Annotated in this window: 13 protein-coding genes; 8 read left to right on the forward strand and 5 right to left on the reverse strand. The window is 43.3% G+C overall.

Annotated features, from left to right (window positions below; genetic code table 11):
• The first annotated feature begins 399 nt into the window (after positions 1-399).
• The gene (locus QO187_RS11390) at positions 400-2,619 is read left to right on the forward strand and encodes an NADP-dependent isocitrate dehydrogenase (RefSeq protein ID WP_191114679.1); all 2,220 of its coding nucleotides are present in this window, start codon (positions 400-402) and stop codon (positions 2,617-2,619) included.
• Positions 2,620-2,852: 233 nt separating this feature from the next.
• Here QO187_RS11390 and icd read toward each other — a convergent pair whose 3' ends face one another.
• Positions 2,853-4,112 carry an NADP-dependent isocitrate dehydrogenase gene (gene icd, locus QO187_RS11395; RefSeq protein ID WP_371548411.1) on the reverse strand — a complete coding sequence of 420 codons (1,260 nt, stop codon included), beginning with the start codon at positions 4,110-4,112 and terminating at the stop codon, positions 2,853-2,855.
• 445 nt (positions 4,113-4,557) lie between these two features.
• Here icd and QO187_RS11400 point away from each other — a divergent pair, with 445 nt between their 5' ends.
• The gene (locus QO187_RS11400; protein ID WP_102093296.1) at positions 4,558-5,172 is read left to right on the forward strand and encodes a pseudouridine synthase; all 615 of its coding nucleotides are present in this window, start codon (positions 4,558-4,560) and stop codon (positions 5,170-5,172) included.
• Between the two features lie 213 nt (positions 5,173-5,385).
• Positions 5,386-6,249 (forward strand): DUF305 domain-containing protein, encoded by an 864-nt coding sequence (locus QO187_RS11405; RefSeq protein ID WP_102093298.1) that lies wholly within the window; start codon positions 5,386-5,388, stop codon positions 6,247-6,249.
• A gap of 186 nt (positions 6,250-6,435) precedes the next feature.
• On the opposite strand, the gene QO187_RS11410 is transcribed toward QO187_RS11405, so the two are convergent.
• Entirely contained in the window at positions 6,436-8,466 is a 2,031-nt protein-coding gene (locus QO187_RS11410; protein ID WP_102093300.1) for a M61 family metallopeptidase, read from the reverse strand.
• 323 nt (positions 8,467-8,789) lie between these two features.
• Between QO187_RS11410 and QO187_RS11415 the strand changes: the two genes are divergently transcribed.
• Positions 8,790-9,275, forward strand: coding sequence for a peptidylprolyl isomerase (locus QO187_RS11415; RefSeq protein ID WP_057758283.1), 486 nt, complete (start codon positions 8,790-8,792; stop codon positions 9,273-9,275).
• Between the two features lie 506 nt (positions 9,276-9,781).
• On the opposite strand, the gene QO187_RS11420 is transcribed toward QO187_RS11415, so the two are convergent.
• Positions 9,782-11,992 carry a carboxy terminal-processing peptidase gene (locus QO187_RS11420; protein ID WP_102078101.1) on the reverse strand — a complete coding sequence of 737 codons (2,211 nt, stop codon included), beginning with the start codon at positions 11,990-11,992 and terminating at the stop codon, positions 9,782-9,784.
• Between the two features lie 430 nt (positions 11,993-12,422).
• On the opposite strand from QO187_RS11420, the gene nagZ reads away from it, so the two are divergent.
• On the forward strand, positions 12,423-13,499 hold the full coding sequence (gene nagZ, locus QO187_RS11425; protein WP_102093301.1) for a beta-N-acetylhexosaminidase: 1,077 nt from the start codon (positions 12,423-12,425) through the stop codon (positions 13,497-13,499).
• A 112-nt stretch (positions 13,500-13,611) separates the two neighbouring features.
• Here the strand turns inward: nagZ and QO187_RS11430 are convergent, their stop codons facing one another.
• The gene (locus QO187_RS11430; RefSeq protein ID WP_102093303.1) at positions 13,612-15,210 is read right to left on the reverse strand and encodes an OmpA family protein; all 1,599 of its coding nucleotides are present in this window, start codon (positions 15,208-15,210) and stop codon (positions 13,612-13,614) included.
• A 302-nt stretch (positions 15,211-15,512) separates the two neighbouring features.
• Positions 15,513-17,156: a hypothetical protein gene (locus tag QO187_RS11435; protein ID WP_102093304.1), complete on the reverse strand. Its 1,644-nt coding sequence runs from the start codon at positions 17,154-17,156 to the stop codon at positions 15,513-15,515.
• A gap of 414 nt (positions 17,157-17,570) precedes the next feature.
• Between QO187_RS11435 and QO187_RS11440 the strand changes: the two genes are divergently transcribed.
• The 3 genes from QO187_RS11440 (at position 17,571) to purE (ending at position 19,898) form a co-directional block, all read left to right on the forward strand.
• On the forward strand, positions 17,571-18,179 hold the full coding sequence (locus tag QO187_RS11440) for a rhomboid family intramembrane serine protease (protein WP_165598370.1): 609 nt from the start codon (positions 17,571-17,573) through the stop codon (positions 18,177-18,179).
• 103 nt (positions 18,180-18,282) lie between these two features.
• Entirely contained in the window at positions 18,283-19,239 is a 957-nt protein-coding gene (locus QO187_RS11445) for a metallophosphoesterase (RefSeq protein WP_371548415.1), read from the forward strand.
• A 107-nt stretch (positions 19,240-19,346) separates the two neighbouring features.
• Positions 19,347-19,898 (forward strand): 5-(carboxyamino)imidazole ribonucleotide mutase, encoded by a 552-nt coding sequence (gene purE / locus QO187_RS11450; RefSeq protein WP_371548417.1) that lies wholly within the window; start codon positions 19,347-19,349, stop codon positions 19,896-19,898.
• Positions 19,899-19,926 lie beyond the last annotated feature (28 nt).

Genomic DNA, 19,926 nt, shown 5'->3' on the forward strand with positions numbered 1-19,926 from the left:
TGTATGGAAAAGATGATATCGAAGCCGATGACTGGTAGAATAAGGTTGTTATTAGCTTAGTATAATTCGAAACCATAGGATACGAGCTAAAACAGTATACTTAGTTCATGGTATACGATTGACATCCTATCGGATTTATAGTGGATTGATTATAATGTAGCGTCAGTGATTCACTTTTAGGCAATTTTGCACCGACCGTTAACGTGTTGCCTTTAAATGCTTTTTTCATGAATATTATTAAAAGAAAATGTCTGACCTGTCTTAAAAATTTCTAAGAAGCTACATATGAAGTACTTGTTCTAACCATATCAGGGATTATTGCATAGTATCATTGACGCATATTCAACACTATATTTGAGCTTTATTATTAACTACAGCCTAAAGGAAGATCTAACTAAAATGTCAAAAATTATTTATACAAAAACTGACGAAGCCCCAGCGCTGGCGACTCTATCGTTCTTACCTATTGTCGAAGCATTCACCAAAACGGCAGGCGTTGAAGTTGAAACCAGCGACATCTCTGTTGCAGCGCGTATATTGGCCGAATTCCCTGAATACTTGACCGAAGAACAACGTGTTCCTGACAACTTAGCTGAGCTAGGTCGTCTGACTCAAGATCCAAATACCAATATCATCAAACTGCCAAACATCAGTGCTTCTGTACAGCAGTTAAAAGCCGCTATCAAAGAGCTACAGAGCAAAGGCTATGCTATTCCTAATTTCCCAGAAGATCCACAAACTGACGAAGAAAAAGAGCTACGCAAGCGCTATGGCAAAAGCTTAGGCAGTTCAGTGAACCCAGTACTGCGTGAAGGTAACTCAGATCGCCGCGCTCCTAAAGCCGTCAAAAACTATGCGCGTAAGCATCCACACTCTATGGGTGAATGGAAGCAATGGTCAAGCACGCACGTATCACACATGCATGGCGGCGACTTCTACGATGGCGAGCAATCTATGACATTAGATAAAGCTCGTACGGTACGTATGGAGTTGTTACTTGATGACGGTACTCAAAAAGTATTAAAGCCTAAAATTGCTTTGCTTGATAAAGAAGTCATCGATCTGATGGTCATGAGCAAAAAAGCACTATTAGAATTTTATGAGCGTGAAATGGAAGATTGCCGCGAAGCTGGTATCTTGTTCTCATTGCACGTGAAAGCAACCATGATGAAAGTCTCACATCCTATCGTCTTCGGTCATGCAGTTAGAATCTACTACAAAGAAGCCTTTGAAAAGCATGGCGCATTCTTTGACGAGCTAGGTATCAACGTCAACAACGGTATGGCAGATCTATACGATAAGATCTCAACGCTACCAGCTTCAAAACGTGAGGAGATTGAGCGTGATTTACATGCGTGTCAAGAGCATCGCCCACGTCTGGCGATGGTCGACTCTTCAAAAGGTATCACCAACTTCCATTCACCAAGTGATGTAATCGTTGATGCTTCTATGCCAGCGATGATTCGTTCAGGTGGTAAAATGTGGGGTGCTGATGGCAAAATGTATGACTGTAAAGCAGTGATGCCAGAGTCTACCTTTGCGCGTATTTACCAAGAAATGATCAACTTCTGCAAATGGCATGGTAACTTTGATCCAAAAACAATGGGCACCGTTCCTAACGTTGGCCTAATGGCTCAAAAAGCTGAAGAGTATGGCTCGCACGACAAGACTTTTGAGTCTAGCGATGCTGGTATTGCACGTATCGTCGATATTGATACTGATGAAGTATTACTCGAAAAACGTGTTGAGAAAGGTGATATCTGGCGCATGTGTCAGGTTAAAGATGAGCCTATCCAAGACTGGGTAAAACTTGCCGTACGCCGTGCTCGTGAATCAGATACGCCTGTTATCTTCTGGTTAGACCCATACCGTCCACATGAAAACGAGCTAATCAAAAAAGTTAGAACGTATCTAAAAGATCATGATACCACTGGCTTACATATCGAGATTATGTCTCAGGTTCGTGCGATGCGTTATACCCTAGAGCGTGTTGCTCGTGGTCTAGATACTATCTCTGCGACCGGTAACATCCTACGCGATTACCTAACTGACTTGTTCCCTATCCTAGAGCTAGGTACCAGTGCTAAGATGCTATCAGTTGTACCATTAATGAAAGGCGGCGGTTTGTTTGAAACTGGCGCTGGTGGCTCTGCACCGAAGCACGTTGAGCAGCTGACAGAAGAAAACCATTTACGTTGGGATTCACTCGGTGAATTCTTGGCATTGACGGTATCTTTAGAGCATCTAGCAAACAACGACAACAATGCTAAAGCTCAAATCTTGGCAGACACGCTAGATACAGCAACAGAAAAACTGCTACTAAATGATAAGTCGCCATCACGTAAAACTGGCGAGCTCGACAACCGTGGTAGCCACTTCTATCTAGCAATGTACTGGGCAGAAGAGCTTGCAGCGCAAGATAAAGATAGCGAGCTAAAAGCGCAATTTACACCATTTGCGCAAAAGCTAAAAGAGAACGAAGAAGCCATCGTTAAAGAACTTAACCAAGCTCAAGGCAAGCCAGTAGATATCAAAGGCTACTACTATGCTGATGAAGAATTGGCTAAGAAAGCAATGCGTCCAAGCGCTTTGTTTAACGAGACATTGGCATCGCTATAATTTTAAGCGACTGCTCTTAGACATTAAGCCTAATCGCTTTTGGTTTTTATACCCAGAAGCGATTATGCGAGTTTAAGTCTTAGTAAAAAACACCTCAACCGTTTTCGAACGTTGAGGTGTTTTTTTGTGTTTTCTAAAAGTTTTATAAAGAGTGAAATAAAAAAAGCCACCTATATAATCAGGCGGCTTTTGATACATAGTAATAAAATAGAATGCTGAGAGCTTAAATAGTCTTAGGCTTCCATATGCTTAATAATCGCCTTACCAAACTCAGAAGTACTCAGTAAGGTAGCATCTGGCATCAGACGCTCAAAATCATACGTGACTGTTTTATTGGCAATCGCACCTTGGATACCGCTAATGACAAGATCAGCTGCTTCCGTCCAGCCCATATCACGAAGCATCATCTCAGCAGACAATATCAGTGAGCCTGGGTTTACTTTATTCTGACCAGCGTACTTGGGCGCAGTACCGTGCGTCGCTTCATAAACCGCAATCGCGCCGCCTTTGTTTGCACCAGGCGCGATACCAATACCGCCTACTTCAGCCGCCAATGCATCAGAGATATAGTCACCGTTTAGGTTAAGCGTTGCTACTACAGAATAATCTGCTGGACGCATCAAAATCTGCTGCAAGAACGCATCAGCGATGACGTCTTTAATAATAATATCGTTACCCGTTTTCGGATTTTTCATGGTCATCCATGGACCGCCATCTAATAACTCTGCACCAAAACGCCCTGCCGCTAGCTCATAACCCCAATCCTTAAATGCGCCTTCAGTGAACTTCATGATATTGCCTTTGTGCACTAGGGTCACATTTGGCAGATCATTATCAATGGCATGCTGAATCGCTTTACGTACTAAGCGCTGAGAGCCTTCTTTTGAGACAGGCTTGATACCGATGCCACAGTCTTCAGGGAAGCGAATACTGGTCACACCCATCTCATCTCTTAAGAAATTGATAACTTTTTTGGCATCATCGCTGCCCGCTTTCCACTCGATACCCGTGTAGATGTCTTCTGTGTTTTCACGGAAGATAACCATATTGGTCAGCTCTGGATGCTGTACTGGACTTGGCACGCCCTCAAACCAGCGTACGGGGCGTTGACAGACATACAAGTCAAGGTTTTGGCGTACTGCGACGTTTAACGAGCTAAAGCCACCACCCACTGGTGTGGTCAATGGACCCTTGATACTAATGACGTAGTCTTTTAGAATCTCTAGCGTCTCGCTTGGCAAATAGTCGCCGTCATATACTTTCGCTGCTTTTTCACCAAGATAAGTTTCCATCCAAATGATAGACTTCTTGCCGTGATACGCTTTATCAACCGCAGCATTGACTACTTTTATCATGACAGGCGTGATATCTACACCGATTCCATCACCTTCTACAAACGGAATAATCGGATGGTTGGGAACATTTAATGTTAGATCTGCGTTTACGGTCACTTTTTCGCCGTCTCTTGGCACGATAACCTTATCATATGACATAGATGATACTCCTTGGTTGTATGTTGGACGTCGCAAGCGAACTAGACACTTTGTTATGCTAACCGTTTTATTATAGTTTTAACGCTCTGAGCGCTTATCGGTTAAGCAAAGCTTTGATGAGTACGCCACTTGCGGCATTGATTTGAACAATATGAAAGATAGCTTTAAGCTAAAAAAATTAAAATAGAGACCCAAACAATGATTGCCGCTTGCAGATAGTAGATAGTAGATTTTTCTATATCAGAAATATAAATACCACTATTAGAATACGGATTTAGGATAACAGCAAATTTATACAAGCGCTGTCCTACTTTTGTAGCAGGTCATGTAGCATACAGCACATTAAATATATCGCCTTTAGTCTTGTCGCTTAATACTAGCTCTACATCACAAAACATACGCTACAATGATTCATTGTCCATCAAAAAATAGGAAACACCATTTTATGTCTACGTCTAGTCTCATTCTATTCAACAAGCCTTACGGCGTGCAAAGTCAGTTTAGAGATGACAGTAACAACGACCACACCACCCTATCGCAATACTTTACCGATAAGGCCTTGCGAGTTGCTGGTAGGCTAGATGCCACTTCAGAGGGCTTGCTGATTTTGACCGATGATGGTCGAGTTAATAAAGCAATTACTCATCCGCCAAAAGCCAATGCAGGGCGCAAACAAGGTAAAACTTATTTAGTACAAGTAGAAGGAACGCCTACTGCTGAGCAACTCAACAAGCTCAAACGTGGCGTGGTTTTAAAAGATGGTAAAACGCTACCTGCTGAGGTCAAACACGTCAGTGAAGATGAGCTACCGATGGTACTCTGGCAACGTAGTCCACCAATACGTGAGCGTAAAAGCGTACCGGACTCATGGCTAATGCTGACAATATATGAAGGTAAAAACCGCCAAGTCAGACGTATGACAGCGCACGTCGGTCTGCCTTGTCTGCGTTTAATACGTTGGTCAGTGGCAGGATTTGAGCTAGGTGATTTAGCTGTTGGGGAGTTTGTACGCGTTCATCTAACTAGCGAACACTGTCGTCAGCTAGGCATTTCTAGTTAGTTTAGATAGTTTTAAGCTTAGATACTGTTGATTAATTCACACTGTTTGGCTATTTAGCCACGAATATAAAGCTCTGACACTAATATATTACGACCTGTTAAACATAGTGTCTCGAATGGGTAAGGTTTATCTGCTAACATTCAGCACGTAATTGATTATGTATAATAAGTATTATCCATTTATCGTTTGGTTTTTTCACAATAGGGATATGTCATGATTGCTTCTCGTCGTTTTCTTTCGTTGGTCACTAGCATTTCTGCAGCGCTTGTATTGAGTGCCTGTCAGCCAACGACAGAGGACAACCAATCAAATCCTGCAGAAGAAACCTCACCACCAGTAACTGATATACCACATGCTGAGCATGACGATATGGCAGACGATACTCTAACAAATGACAGCGATAACAGTGTCAGCGATGAGTCTCAAATGAGCGATATGCTCAGAGACTATACGAGATCGATGACTAGAATGCATGACGAGATGATGATTGGTATGGGGTATAACGATCCTGATACCGCTTTCGCTAAAGGTATGTTGGGACATCATCGCGGCGCGGTAGATATGGCAAAAATAGAGCTCAAGTATGGCACTGATGAAGCGATGCGCCAACTTGCTCAAGACGTCATCACGGCACAGCAAGCTGAAATCGATGTCTTAAACAAGTGGTTGGCTAGCCATCCTGATGCTGCCAAACCTAAGCCAAATACTGTGGCGATGCAGCAAGCATATGCTAAAAGCATGGAAAATATGCATGGCGAAATGACTTTGGGTGTGGCTGATCCCGTGCCTGATATGGCATTTGCACGCGGTATGCTACCGCATCATATTGCCGCTGTTGATATGGCAAAAGTTCAGCTCGAATATGGGACAGATGAAGAGATGCGTCTGTTGGCGCAAGACGTCATTGATAACCAGCAAACTGAAATTGATGTGATGAAAAACTGGATTGCTGCGCTTGAGGCTGCAAGTAGCAACGAAGACGATAGTTCTGTAGATGAAAGTATTGAGCCTGAAACTACCGATAATAAGAATCCAGATAACTCAGATAATCTAGATAACAGAGCTAAAGAGCAGTAAACGTATATCTTCTCGCCAACCTCTGACCTATCGAGCATTTAAGTTGCTTGGACATATCTACGATATTAAAAGTTATTAAAAAACCCTCTTCTAAGCAGTATTGCTCGGAAGAGGGTTTTTTATATGGAAGGGTTTTTTATATGGAAGGGTTTTTCGTATGGAAAGGTATTTGATATAGCATCAAAGCTACCGCTTCATAACATTAAGCCATGTCTCCCAACCTGCCTCACTTTTTAATTGCTCATTATCATTCTCTAGAGTCTTATCTTCTTTTGCTAAGCGTAGGCTTACTTTATGAGGAGGTACTGCTCCAGTCATGCCAGTTGTCTCATCTCGCGGCTTCACTTTAGTTGTCGTTTCGGGTTGAACCTGAACACACATCAGCTCATCGCGACGGAATAAATAACATTCAACAGGGTGCGCTATATTAACCAAGGCGGTAAGTTGTTTCGTATCTGCTTTGATGCCGTCAATCGCGATAATAACGTCATGCGCTGAAATACCAGCTCTAGCCGCCAGACTATCTCGCATCACACGATTGACCTTGAGCCCAGCTGGCGTTTCGTTACATCGCATACCCCAAGGCACATGCTTGTCAGCCGTTTCTTTAGTATTCGCCTGTATTTTGACGCCGTTTGCCACTAGCAACGCTTCAATGGGCAGCTCTTCTACCCCATTGACATAACGGCGTTCAAAATCTTCCCATTCTGCTAGCGGCATAAACTGCTCAATGACTGAGCCCATGTCAGCACTACTGATACCAATTCGCTTACTGTCGTTCTGCTTAGCTTGAGTATAAAAAGCTTTGACCACATCAAACAAACGATAACGACCATCACTATTTTTGAGTAAGATTAGATCCAGACATAGAGCTACCAACGCGCCTTTATTATAGTAGCTGATACCTGCGTTGCCTGTATTTTCATCGGTACGATACAGCTTAATCCAAGCATCAAAACTTGATTCTGCTACACTTTGATTACCACGCCCTGGGGTCTGATAATAGCGATTGATTTGCTCGGCTAGCAGACGCAGATAATTGGCTTTATCAATCACACCTGACGCTTGCAACATAAAGTCATCGATATAAGACGTAAACCCTTCGAACACCCAAAGTAATGGCGTAAATGCTTCACGACGCAAATCGACATCGATCATGACATCAGGACGTACCGTCTTCACCCACCATGAATGAAAATACTCGTGACTGCACAAGCCTAAAAACCGCTGATAATCTGTACTTGGTAACTTTGGCTCATTAGTGCTGGGTAAGTCATTGCGCGGGGTGATAAGGCTAGTAGAGTTGATATGCTCAAGCCCACCATAGTCTTGACCGCTGGCAAAGGTCATAAAGGTATAATCGTTAAATGGCGCATCGCCTAACCAATCTACGTAGGTCTGACAAATCTGAGTAATATCCTGCTGCAAGCGACCTAGATTGGCATTCTGCTTACCCGACAGATAAAAACTATGATGTAGCGTCTGATGCTCATTATCATGAATGATAAAATCAAACTTTTCTTGTTCCGCGATTTCGAATGGATAATCAATCAGCTCGTGATAATTGGCTGCCTGTAACTTATAAAGGTGCTGACTGTTCGATGGCTGACTGTCTTTTTGCTGCTGATCAATCTGCAGGTGCGTAGCGTCCAACCCACAGGCCAACAGTACTTTGCTACTTTCTTTGTCTGCAAAAAATGTCTCGGGCACAATCAAGCTAACGTGGACAGGCGCTTGCTCTTGCCCTTCGACGGCGAGCGCAAGTGAGGTGAAATTACCGTAAAGTCGTTGCTGATCGACGTAGGCCGTACGCACAGACAAGTCATAGCAATAGACTTCGTACTCGACGATGACCCTCTGCCCTGCTTGCGCCGCTGGCAGCTGCCATGTATTTTTGTCGATTTTCTGCGCGCGATAAGTCTCTGGCTGCTCGTCACTATCCGCTGTTTGAGCCTCTACTATTTGATAATGTACCGCAGTGATGTTTCGAGCAAACTCGCGCATCAGATAACTGCCTGGTATCCACGCTGGTAACCAAAGCTGCGGCGCATCGATTACTGCTGTAAAGCTTAGTGATACATCGACCAGATGTTCAAAGAAACGGGCAAAATCAAATTGATAGCTTATATCAGCTATCGTTTTAGCCTTAGTAGCATTATGATTGGTTGAAACATTGCTCGCTAGTTGTTTAGTAGTGGTATTGGCAAATGCAGTCATCGTGTCTCTCATCCTTATTTTATAATTATGCTAGAAGTCCTGCTCTAAAAAAGCAACTCCTAAACCATGAATAGCCAATAGCTATGCATTAACTATAGAAAATAGCAGTTATTATTGTAAATTGTGGCATTAATTGGCATTTTTTATGTTTTTTGCCTTGAAAGTTATGTGGGCCATCTCAATTAAAGATGCTAACTGCTAAAGTTACTTTAATAAACTGATGATAATTGACTAATGACGTGGCCTTTTGGCTTGCAGATTGGCTTTTTTAGGTTTATTGCAACCGTATTTAATTTTTTACATAGATATATTTAGGATATTTTATGACTACTATCGCAAAAGACACTGCCGTCAAATTCAATTACACACTAAAAGACGACGAAGGCAATATCCTTGACCAGTCACCAGAAGGTCAGCCACTTGCTTATCTACATGGTCACAGCAACATTATCCCAGGCCTAGAAGCACAATTAGAAGGTAAGTCTGCTGGCGAAAAAGTTAATGCAGTCGTTGAACCTGCTGATGGCTATGGCGAATACCAAGAGCAAGCAGTACAGCACGTACCACGTGACAACTTCCAAGGCGTTGATGACATTCAGCCTGGTATGCAGTTCCAGTCAGAAGCTGGTGGCCAAGTAATGTTGGTTACTGTGACTGCTGTAAACGATCAAGAAGTGACTGTTGATGCAAACCATCCATTGGCTGGCAAGCGTTTGACATTCGATGTTGAAATCCAAGAAGTACGTGCAGCAACTGAAGACGAACTAAACCATGGCCATGTACATGGTGCAGGTGGCGTTGAGCACTAATCTCTTCTAGAGTGTAGTGAAAATAGTTAGATAATAAGTTATTAAATTTATCATCTAATCTAAAAGGCCAGTAGCCGATAAGGTTACTGGCCTTTTTTTATGCTTATCTCATGGTAAGTTTTGAATTAATATAAATATGCTCAACTTTAATACTATCTATTCAAAGAATCCGCTATAAACATTATTAATATCCAGACGTAACAAAGCCGCATAACGACAAGCGTCATGCGGCTTTTATTACCAACCATCCATGTTAGCGTTACGTGATACCTAATCCCGGGGTATCTCATAACTGACAGGCATCCAGCCTTATCATCCTTAATCAGCAAACTACTTATCCCTAGTGCGATCTTTAAGATACCAATCCCTAGTATCAATGAACCGTTTCGTTCAATCGTGCCGTACAGTTATAGTCGCAGATTGACCCTTCGTTGGTAAGAGGTCTAAACGTCAATCTATGTAAGCATATGCTTACATAGATTACGTAACGCTATAATAACTTCACATTATAGCTTCTCTTCAGGGCTAAGCATTGTCTTAGGTTCTGCACTGAGCATAAGGTAAGCTGCCTCATTGATGAACGCTTCATCCTCTGGCAATTCTGGACGCTCAGCGGCTTTCATACGGCTACGTTCTTCAAATTTTGCGTCCATCGCTGCCTGATAAGTGTTCCAGTTAGAGTACGGACGCTCACCAGTTGCGATAAGGCGCTTGTTTTCTGCTTCTAATGAGCGTTTTTCAATTAGCTGCATTTTAGCTCGGCGGCTATTGATATCTAAACGAACAGGTTTCTTTTCATCATCCATGTTACGAATATCATTTAGTGTCGATAGATAAGTAAACTGCGGGTCTTTTTGTTGGCGAATCTTAGACTGCTGATTGAGTGTCGCCAATGTATCACTGGTAAACTTCCCTTCAGGCTTATACGGCGCCGTTCTGATAGTGTCCCAAGGCAATGCTTTTTTCTGAGCGCGCTCGCCAAAGGTCGCATCGTCATAGATATTGACTAGCTCAACATCTGGTACGACACCTTTATTTTGCGTACTACCGCCAGTGACACGATAAAATTTACGCTGAGTTAAGGTGGCAGAGCCTAAAGCTAAGCTATCGAGCTGAATTTGCGCAGAGCCTTTACCAGTTGTCGTACTACCAACCACTAATCCGCGACCATAGTCTTGAATAGCAGCGGCAAAGATTTCACTGGCTGATGCCGATGCTAAGTTGGTAATAACCGACATTTTGCCATCATACAGCTGCTCGCCGCCATCGTTGTCGCGATATACTTGAATATTGCCGCGATTATCACGAATCTGTACTAGTGGTCCACTCTTGATAAAGAAACCTAGCATCTTGGCAACTTCATCTAATGAGCCACCAGGGTTATTGCGCAAATCAACCACTAGGCCATCGATATTTTGTTTGTTCAACTCTTTTAGCGCTTTTTCAGTATCGATACTGACGCTACGATAGTCTTCACCATTGCGACGCGCACGATAGTTTAAGTAAAAGCTTGGTATCTCAAGTACGCCAATACGCTTTGGTGTCTTATCAATATTAGGACGCTGCACTTCTACTACTCGCTGAGTGACGCCTGACTCTTCTTGCTGGATGATATCACGTACTACCGTGACTGTACGGGCGCTAGCATCCGGCGTGTTAGGTTGACGTAATTTCAGTGTGACCGATGTACCGCGTTTACCACGAATCAAGCTGACAATTTCACGCGTTGACCAACCAACCACGTCCGTCATGGTTTCGCCATCTTTTGCGATACCAACGATTAAATCATTGGGCTTAATCTGACCCGACTTAGCGGCTGGACCACCATCGACCAAAGTCACAATACGAGTATAGTCCGGATTTTTGCGATCTGGACGAATAGAGACACCTATGCCTTCTAACTGAAGGCTAGACTGGATTTGGAGTTCGGTCGCTTGAATCGGTGCATAATAATTACTGTGTGGATCATAAGTGAGCATCGCCGTATTTAAGATGGTTTCCATGATTTCATCATCTTTAAGACGCTTAAACTGCTCTTGTTGACGCGACAAACGATTTTGCAAAATCTCATTTGGTGTACGCTCATCGTTACGTACCAAGTCTTGCCCACGTGTGATATCTGGATTGCTTAAAAATACTTTCTCTTTGGCTTTTTCGTCTTCTTGACCGAGGGTAATGCTCATCAACTGGAACTTTAGCTGACGTTCCCAGTAATCGCGCTGCTCTTTTTTGGTTTTAAAATGGCCGAGTTTTTCGCGATCAAGAATGATTGTGTCGTTACCTGTCAAATCAATGTCTGTTTTGAGCATCTTGGTGGCCATCGCAAAGTACTCATTTGAGCGTTTGCGGTAACGATCAAACACCTCTACCCCTGCAGATAGATCACCTTGTTTTAGGCGAGCACCAAAGTCTTCAGCATGTTTTTTCTTCAGCTCATCGACATCAGATTGCAAAAACAACGTATGGTTTGGGTCAAGGCTATCAATATACATTGATAGGATTTCGCTACCAGTCTTGCTATCTAAAGGCTGATTGAGATAATGACTGCGATCCAGCAAAGCGGCTACTTGACGGGTGGTGACCTTTTGCTCAGGGGTCTGAACGAAGCTTCCTGTATTGGTCTCGGCGACTGCAGTACCGTAGCTTTGGGTCAGGATAATACCGGCAATGCCCACTGACGCTGCACTGAGTAACCACTGTGCTGGTTGTTTTTTCATCATATGTACCTAGTTATTTGAAGTTAATAGTATTGGGTAATTCACCAGAATTAGAAATGCTCAAATCTGTTATGACCTATAAATGCTGTGTTTTTTATTCTTATACTTTATGCATCATTAAATACTGATATATAGTCAAAAATCAATCAATATTATCATGCGCATAAATACTGAACTGTCTCAAACTGTATAAGCAATCTTACACGCTACGTCTATACATACCAAACTTTCTATCACTTTTATCATACATAGCAATTGAGGGCTATCAACATCGATTTGATGACTGAATTTGATGGCTATTAGCAAATTGATTTGACCCCAATAACCTGCCACATTATGCTCAATTAATAATAACTGTCATAATAAGATAGCCATAGATAATCATTCACCCTCATAATATAACCATATATAAAATAATAAGGATCACGCGATGTACGGCGTTTTAATGATAGATATCGATAGTACCGCTTTGACCGCTGAGGATGTCAGCTTGATTAAACAAGCACAGGTCGGTGGAGTAATATTGTTTGGTCGTAACGTCACAGATGCGGCCCAAGTCAGAGCACTATGCGACGATATACGTTATCACAATCAAGACATACTTATCGGTGTGGACCAAGAAGGTGGACGAGTCGCGAGGCTACGTGAAGGCTTCACGCCCCTACCTGCTATGGGACGATTGGGTGAGCTATTCAATCAAGACCCGAGCCAAGCACTTAGCTGCGCCTACGATTGCGGTTATTTAATGGCAGCTGAAGTGCTGGCTGTAGGAATCGATTTGAGCTTTGCACCCGTACTGGATAGAGATGGTATTAGCCAAGTCATTGGTGACCGCAGCTTTCATCATGAGCCACAAGCCATCACTGCGCTTGCAACACAGTTTATGCGTGGAATGAAAGCGGCTGGTATGGCAACCACTGGTAAACACTTCCCCGGTCATGGTGCCATCGCTCCTGACTCGCACGTATCAGAAGCCATCGACACGCGTAGCTTAGATGAAATCATCAATAGCGATATGCAACCTTTTGCTCAAACGCTACATAGTCTGGACGCTCTTATGCCAGCGCATGTGATATTTTCGCAGGTAGACGACAAGCCAGCAGGATTCTCTAAAATTTGGCTACAAGATATCATTCGAGATGAGCTTAAATTTGATGGGGTATTATTCTCTGATGATTTATCGATGGCAGGTGCAAAGGCGGCTGGTGATGTCAGTGCTCGCGTAAAAGCGGCCATTGATGCCGGTTGTGATATTGCCCTCGTATGCAACGACCGTGTGGCTGCTCATGAAGCTGCTAAAGCTGCGCAAGATTTGCCTTACCCTAACCAGCAACGTATCAAAACCATGCGCGGCAATATCCCAACATGGCAAGGCGATCTTGAGTCTACCTGCCAGCAATTTGAATACTGGCAGCAAGCCAAGCAAAATGTTACTCAGACTTTTTTTGATGCCCAAGCTGATGTTCAGACTGCTAAAGAATCGACAGACCCTACGCTGTATAAATAATAGCTTGTTTAATTGTCATTGAGTAGCATGCAAAAAACCGCACCTTTATAAGATGCGGTTTTTGTCATTTAACTACTACTGCGTAGCTATAATCAAAATAAGAACAAATAGATTAATTGGTTGGGTCTACCGCAGTACCTTGGGTAGCATCATCGCCATCTGGTAACAAATCATCGTTGTTACTATCTAATGGGTTCATATCTGGATCTAGCGAATCACTGTTTATCATCATGCCATCATTGGCGCTGACCACTTCGTCATTGACCATAAACTCAATACGGCGATTGCGGAAGCGACCTTGTTCGGTTGAATTATCCGCGATTGGTTCTGATTCGCCCATGCCTTTGGTCGTTAATTTACTGGCATCAACCCCTTTAGACACTAGGTACGCTTTCACTGACTCAGCACGCTCCTGAGACAGCTCCATATTATAGGTATCAGAGGCTTGACTGTCTGTATGACCGACAATCATCAGCTTCATATCAGGTACTTTGTTGATGATTTCTGCAGCACGGTCTAACAGCGCTTTATTGACTTCAGGTATAACCGCTTCATCTACTTGAAAGTTAATCACCTGAATACTCAAAGCGCGAGCAACGTCACGTGGATCTGGGTTATCACCCAGATTGGTCATCGCCACATCTGCAGCAGCCAGACTGTCATCAATCTCGCCTTGTAGGTCTAATGGACCTTCAGCTTGCACGGTCATGGCAGGAGCAGCTGCTTGTAGGTCAGCAACCAACTTGTCCAATGCGGCTTTATCAGGAGCATTGACAGTGATGTTATCGCCTTTGATAATCATACTCGCGTTCGGTACATTTTTGATAATTGGTAATATCGTAGCCAATTGAGCGGATGCTGGCATATCTACTGCAAAGTTATCATCAACGTCAGCACGGCATTTATTGGCTTCGTCACCAAATGCACCAGTCAAAGCATTCATGACATTGGTTTGTAATGTCTCATCACCTACGCTCATACGACAAGCATACAGCTCGCTATTTTCACCAGTTGCGATACTCAGTGATGCAGGCTCAATCGCGCCTGCAACCGCTAATGCCTCATTACTTTGCACCCCTTGCTGCACTGTGGCTGCTGGCGTTGCTACAGGTTCAGGGTTTTCTTGACAGCCTCTGAGTAGTGCCCAAGCCAATGCACCCAAGATAATCAAACCAATAATAGGTAGCAGCGCTTTCATAAAGCTCTCTTTTGGCTCTTCTTCTTTTTGTAGTGGCGCTGTACTGGTCGTATCAGAAATCGGTGTGCCAGCCGTAGTAGAAGTGGCAGCGACTGCACTAGCAGGCAAAACAGTACCCGCCCATGCAGGGATATGGTGTTGGTAGCTGTTCAGGTTGTCATTCAAAAATTGTGGAACGGGCGTGGTACCAGCTAAGCTTTTGATCTCATGAAAAGCCAGTGGCGCTGCCATCGCAATCAAACCACGCGAGGCAGTTGCATCGACATTGTGCTTGCCTGCCAGTTCACGAGAAATTTGGTCGCGGTGTGCCCCTTCTGTCCATACACGGTCATAAAAAGCATTGTCATCACGGGCAATGTTTTCATTGGCAAATCGGCTAAAAGTATCATTGTCTGCAAGACGAGCAGCAAAAATAGCATAAAACTGTTCTAGTAGATTTTTCTTAGCTGGGCTACGGTCATCTTCTAATACGGCTGGGCTGACGGTGCGTGTCAAATGGCTAATAATATCCATAATATGGCTCTCCCCTTAATTTTTATTTATATCATTCGTTTGCTCAAAAAGCAGCTGTATCATTCTTTTGTATTCAATCGTTATAGTATTAGGTAATCATGATGCCGATAAATTCATCAAACTACTTTATTTGGTTTTGATTATTATAAAATTCTTAAGCTGCTATTCACAGTCTGTACGTTGTTGTGCAAATGATACAGTAAGTAATGTTTCGGTTGGCACACGTAACTGTAGCTAAATTACATGAAAAGATAGGCCATATAAAAAGACACGCCATATGACACAGCGTGCCTTATAAAAAACTACCTAACTTGAGCTGGTTCAGCAACGATAACCGTGTTTGCCATCTCATCCACTTCTGAAGGTGAAAAAGGGCCTGGCGGTCTGGTCGTTTGATTATTCGAAGGAAAGTTGTTGGGAATATTACTCGCGCCATTGGTAGGCAGATTGTTGGGCGCGTTATTAAAGCTATTATTGTTAGGCAAAGGAGTTGGTATCACACGATCTCCATTATCATCATCTGATGCTTGGTAATCGCCAGAGTTACTATTTACCCCATTATTGTTGAATTGATCATTAATCCCCGCCCCATCATCTATAAACTGGTTATTTGCATTTGCCATATTGTTCGTAGCATCACCAATATTACTATTATTAGGTAACGGTAATGGTGCTGTACTCTCGACTACCATCGCTGGTACTAAACTTCGTATTTCTGTGACCAGTTTTTGCAGCAGCATATTGTCTGGCGCCTCCAGTGTGAGACGGTCATTTTGCACATGTAAACGCGCAAATGGTGTTGATCGTAGCATCGTCAAGACATTGGGCAGTGTCTCCGCAGGCATATTAGCGATTGTGGTTGTTACCCCGTCCTGTATGTTCAATTCACAAATACTTGCCTGCTCACCAAAGCTTGTATTAAGCGCCTGTTGCAACGTGCTTTGTAGCGCAGCATCGCCAACGGTCGCACTACAAGTGTACAAGTTACCGCCGTTGTCTACACCGACAATAAGCTCAACAGGAGTCGTTGTTGGTACAGGAGTCACGTGTGCTGGCGGTGGTTCAACAGGTACCGTGGCCACAGGTTCTACTGGTATTTCATTATTGGGTTTCACTAATAATGCCCATGCTGCTAGTGCAAGCGCAGCTAGGGCTACTATTAATAGAAACACACGTATTAGCAGATCGTTTCGTTGATTACGAGTACGCACCTGCGCACGCTTTAAGTTACTGTTTTCTGCCAGATGATAGGCTGCTGGATTGGCATGAATAGCATCACTATTGGCAATCGTATTGTCATCTAACGCTTCAGTGTTTGCGCGCTCAGCAGTTGATATTTGCTCTATACTTTCTGCATCAGTGTTCGTTATTGGTGTGTCTATGCCAGCTATGCCAGTATCTAAAGTAGCGTCATCAAGTCTATTCGATATGTCGTCACTTACTGGCACATGTACTGGTACATAGTCATCATCTGAACCAAAGCTTGTTTGTATTTGCTGACCAACGCCTTGAGTAGCAGTAATCACAGTGGCTGCCCAGATAGGCAAACATGGTCGTAAAGCAGCCTGTTTGTCTTGTAGAAATGCTGGCAAAAACTGTCCATTGGCCAATACTTTTAGCTCACGATATGCCAACGGGGTAGCACTAATCAGTAGTTGCTCAGTTGTCTGCTCATCAATGTGATGGGTGGCTGACAACTCTTGGATGATCGTCTCTTGTAGGATTTTATCTTGCCATATTTGTTCAAATAGAGGGCTTTCATTGTTGCTGCTAGTCATTACTTGATCAGTACGCAGCAGCTGTGAGTAAATTTGTGGCACAGCTAGGCGCGCGGCCAAAATAGCATAAAATTGCTCAAGTAGATTGACATAGGCGACATTATTGCTGTCATCATTACCCATTACAGCTGGGGTTACCGTTTGTTCTAGCTGGTCAATAATGTTCATAATCCACTGCCTCTATCAGCCTTATTTGAATGTGCAAAATCAAGCACTTATTTTATTTTAGTCCATGTCACTTGTGTATTTTGCTTCTTTGTCTAAAAGATTAATCTCAGCGCGGATGAATGAACACTACTCTCGTCTTTAACCTTGCTTTAAAAGTTTCACTTATGTTGCATGGTACACTGCTACATTATTCACTATAACCGCATAAAAAAGCATCGTTTTGTCACACAATAGGTATTCGCGTTATCGCAACTGCTGTTAGTATTAGTCTATTGCTAATGGTTAGTACTTAATACGGATCAGACGTCAAACTTACTTTTTAATCAGCCGTAACGCTTAGGCTTTGAATATTGTCATTTGTAGCTTGTCATTTGTAACATTGTCACATATCAGGCACGGCCTAAGGATTTTCCTTTGTTAAACCATACGACGCTTATTATCATTATTACCGTTATTGTCAGCTTATTGGCTTGGCAAAACAAGACGCTATTTAATCGACTGATTTTTTACCCGCCAGCAGTCAACAATGGGCAATGGGATCGATTTGTGACCCATGGCTTTATTCATGCTGATAGTATGCATTTGCTCTTCAACATGTTTACTTTGTATTTCTTTGGACGTGCTATTGAAGGACTATATCAGCCGTTTTTATTTGGCTACGGTTTTGTAGTCTTTTATGTGTTGGCAATTATCGTTGCCATGATTCCAAGTTACGTGAAAAATAAGAACAACGCCAGTTATTTGAGTCTAGGCGCATCAGGCGGCGTATCAGCTGTGCTGTTTGCTTTTATCCTGCTAGCACCATGGGAGAGAATTTACCTCTTTGCCGTGATTCCTATTCCGGCGATACTATTTGCCGTGGCTTATATATTTTATAGTATCTATGCGGATCGACGCGGTGGCTCAAATATCAATCACATGGCTCATATGTGGGGCGGTGCATTTGGCGTTATCGCTACGATTGTTTTGGAACCAAAAGTACTACCGCACTTTATCAATGCGTTACTATCACCAGGATTTTAGACATTTCTACGTATAGTAAAGCTATCACTTTAAAGACGGTTATACTCTATAAATACTATTTTGCGCAGGGTACACTTCTACATTTGAGATTTAGTAATACATTATGATTATAGATATTATCGGTGATATACACGGTTATGCAGACAAACTGATCGGTTTGCTGCATCAGTTGGGCTATAAGCATAACGGTCAGCATTTCGTGCCACCGACAGGTCATAGGGCTTTGTTCATTGGTGATTTGATCGATCGTGGTTCGCAGCAATTAGCCACGTTAGAGATTGTCTTTGCAATGCTAGATGCCGATGTAGCCGATGCAGTGATGGGCAACCATGAATATAATGCGCTGGCCTATGCCACGCGTGATCCTGATAATACTAGCCAGTATTTACGCTCGCACAATGATATCCATAGACGCCAACACGAGGCGTTTTTGGCAGAGATACCATTTGGCTCAGAGCAACATGAGTACTGGTTGCAGCGTTTATATGAAATCCCATTATGGATTGAGACCGACTACGCCTGCTTTGTACATGCTTGCTGGGATACAGATAGCATGGCGATACTAAAGCCCCTTCTGACTGACGATAACTGTCTGACTCTAGCAGGTCTAATCGCAACGGCTAAAGAAAATACCGTTGCCTTTGACGCTTTAGAGCGAATGTTAAAAGGGGTTGAAACAGGCCTACCTGATGGCATTGTGATGGTAGACAAAGAAGGTACCGAGCGTACGCGAGTGCGAGTACGCTGGTGGCTAGATGAGCTAAATACACGTACCCTGCGTGAAGTGTCTCGTGCTCCATCGTCCGCATTGGCACAAATACCGCCTGATGCGTTGGCTAAAAATATTGACTTTGCCCTTAAAACTCACAAGCCTGTGTTCGTCGGGCACTATTGGCTCACTGGTACACCTGAGCCACTCAGTCCACAAGTTGCCTGTACTGACTACTCTGCAGCAGTAGATAGCGGCTATCTAACGTGCTATCAACTGGATACCGAACAACCATTACCATTGACAGTCAATCACTTTGTTCAGCATTATCACGATGAAAAACATATATAAAATCGTGATATCAATGCAATTAGCGCCATACCAGTATTAAAAGTCAAACTTGGCTTTACGACCATAGCTAAATTTTTGTATGATGGTCTTTTTGAGGATATCCAATCATGAGCACCACGAATACTGCTGCTAACCAGAACGGCCCAATCATCTCTCCTGCTGGTCAGCCAAAAGTCGGCATTATCATGGGTTCGCAGTCTGACTGGGCAACTATGAGTGCTGCTGCGCAATTGCTTGCAGACTTTGACATTGCTTTTGATTGTGAAGTTGTCTCTGCACACCGTACGCCTGACAGATTATTTGATTATGCCAAAAGCGCAAAAGATAATGGTCTACAAGTGATCATCGCTGGTGCAGGCGGTGCCGCTCATCTGCCGGGTATGTGTGCCAGTCAAACACCGCTACCTGTCTTTGGTGTCCCCGTAAAATCATCTATGCTGAGCGGTTGGGATAGCCTACTGTCTATCGTACAAATGCCAAAAGGCGTCGCTGTTGGTACTTTGGCGATTGGTGCTGCTGGTGCTTATAACGCCGCCCTACTTGCAATTCAAGTACTGGCATTGCATGATGATACGATTGCTACTAAGCTCGATCAGATGCGCCAGTCTCAGACTGAGACCATTCTCGCCAGCCCAACACCAGGTATTATCAATCCTTAGGTAGATATAAGTCGATCGGCTTTTATAG

Origin of the sequence: Psychrobacter sp. Arc9 (assembly GCF_041431295.1) — a bacterium.
Classification (GTDB): domain Bacteria; phylum Pseudomonadota; class Gammaproteobacteria; order Pseudomonadales; family Moraxellaceae; genus Psychrobacter.

What these genes read in the sequence shown, in the direction of transcription:
- QO187_RS11390 (WP_191114679.1), top strand. Translation starts at nt 400, where the DNA reads ATGTCAAAAATTATTTATACAAAAACTGACGAAGCCCCAGCGCTGGCG.
- icd (WP_371548411.1), bottom strand. Translation starts at nt 4,112, where the DNA reads ATGTCATATGATAAGGTTATCGTGCCAAGAGACGGCGAAAAAGTGACC.
- QO187_RS11400 (WP_102093296.1), top strand. Translation starts at nt 4,558, where the DNA reads ATGTCTACGTCTAGTCTCATTCTATTCAACAAGCCTTACGGCGTGCAA.
- QO187_RS11405 (WP_102093298.1), top strand. Translation starts at nt 5,386, where the DNA reads ATGATTGCTTCTCGTCGTTTTCTTTCGTTGGTCACTAGCATTTCTGCA.
- QO187_RS11410 (WP_102093300.1), bottom strand. Translation starts at nt 8,466, where the DNA reads ATGACTGCATTTGCCAATACCACTACTAAACAACTAGCGAGCAATGTT.
- QO187_RS11415 (WP_057758283.1), top strand. Translation starts at nt 8,790, where the DNA reads ATGACTACTATCGCAAAAGACACTGCCGTCAAATTCAATTACACACTA.
- QO187_RS11420 (WP_102078101.1), bottom strand. Translation starts at nt 11,992, where the DNA reads ATGAAAAAACAACCAGCACAGTGGTTACTCAGTGCAGCGTCAGTGGGC.
- nagZ (WP_102093301.1), top strand. Translation starts at nt 12,423, where the DNA reads ATGTACGGCGTTTTAATGATAGATATCGATAGTACCGCTTTGACCGCT.
- QO187_RS11430 (WP_102093303.1), bottom strand. Translation starts at nt 15,210, where the DNA reads ATGGATATTATTAGCCATTTGACACGCACCGTCAGCCCAGCCGTATTA.
- QO187_RS11435 (WP_102093304.1), bottom strand. Translation starts at nt 17,156, where the DNA reads ATGAACATTATTGACCAGCTAGAACAAACGGTAACCCCAGCTGTAATG.
- QO187_RS11445 (WP_371548415.1), top strand. Translation starts at nt 18,283, where the DNA reads ATGATTATAGATATTATCGGTGATATACACGGTTATGCAGACAAACTG.
- purE (WP_371548417.1), top strand. Translation starts at nt 19,347, where the DNA reads ATGAGCACCACGAATACTGCTGCTAACCAGAACGGCCCAATCATCTCT.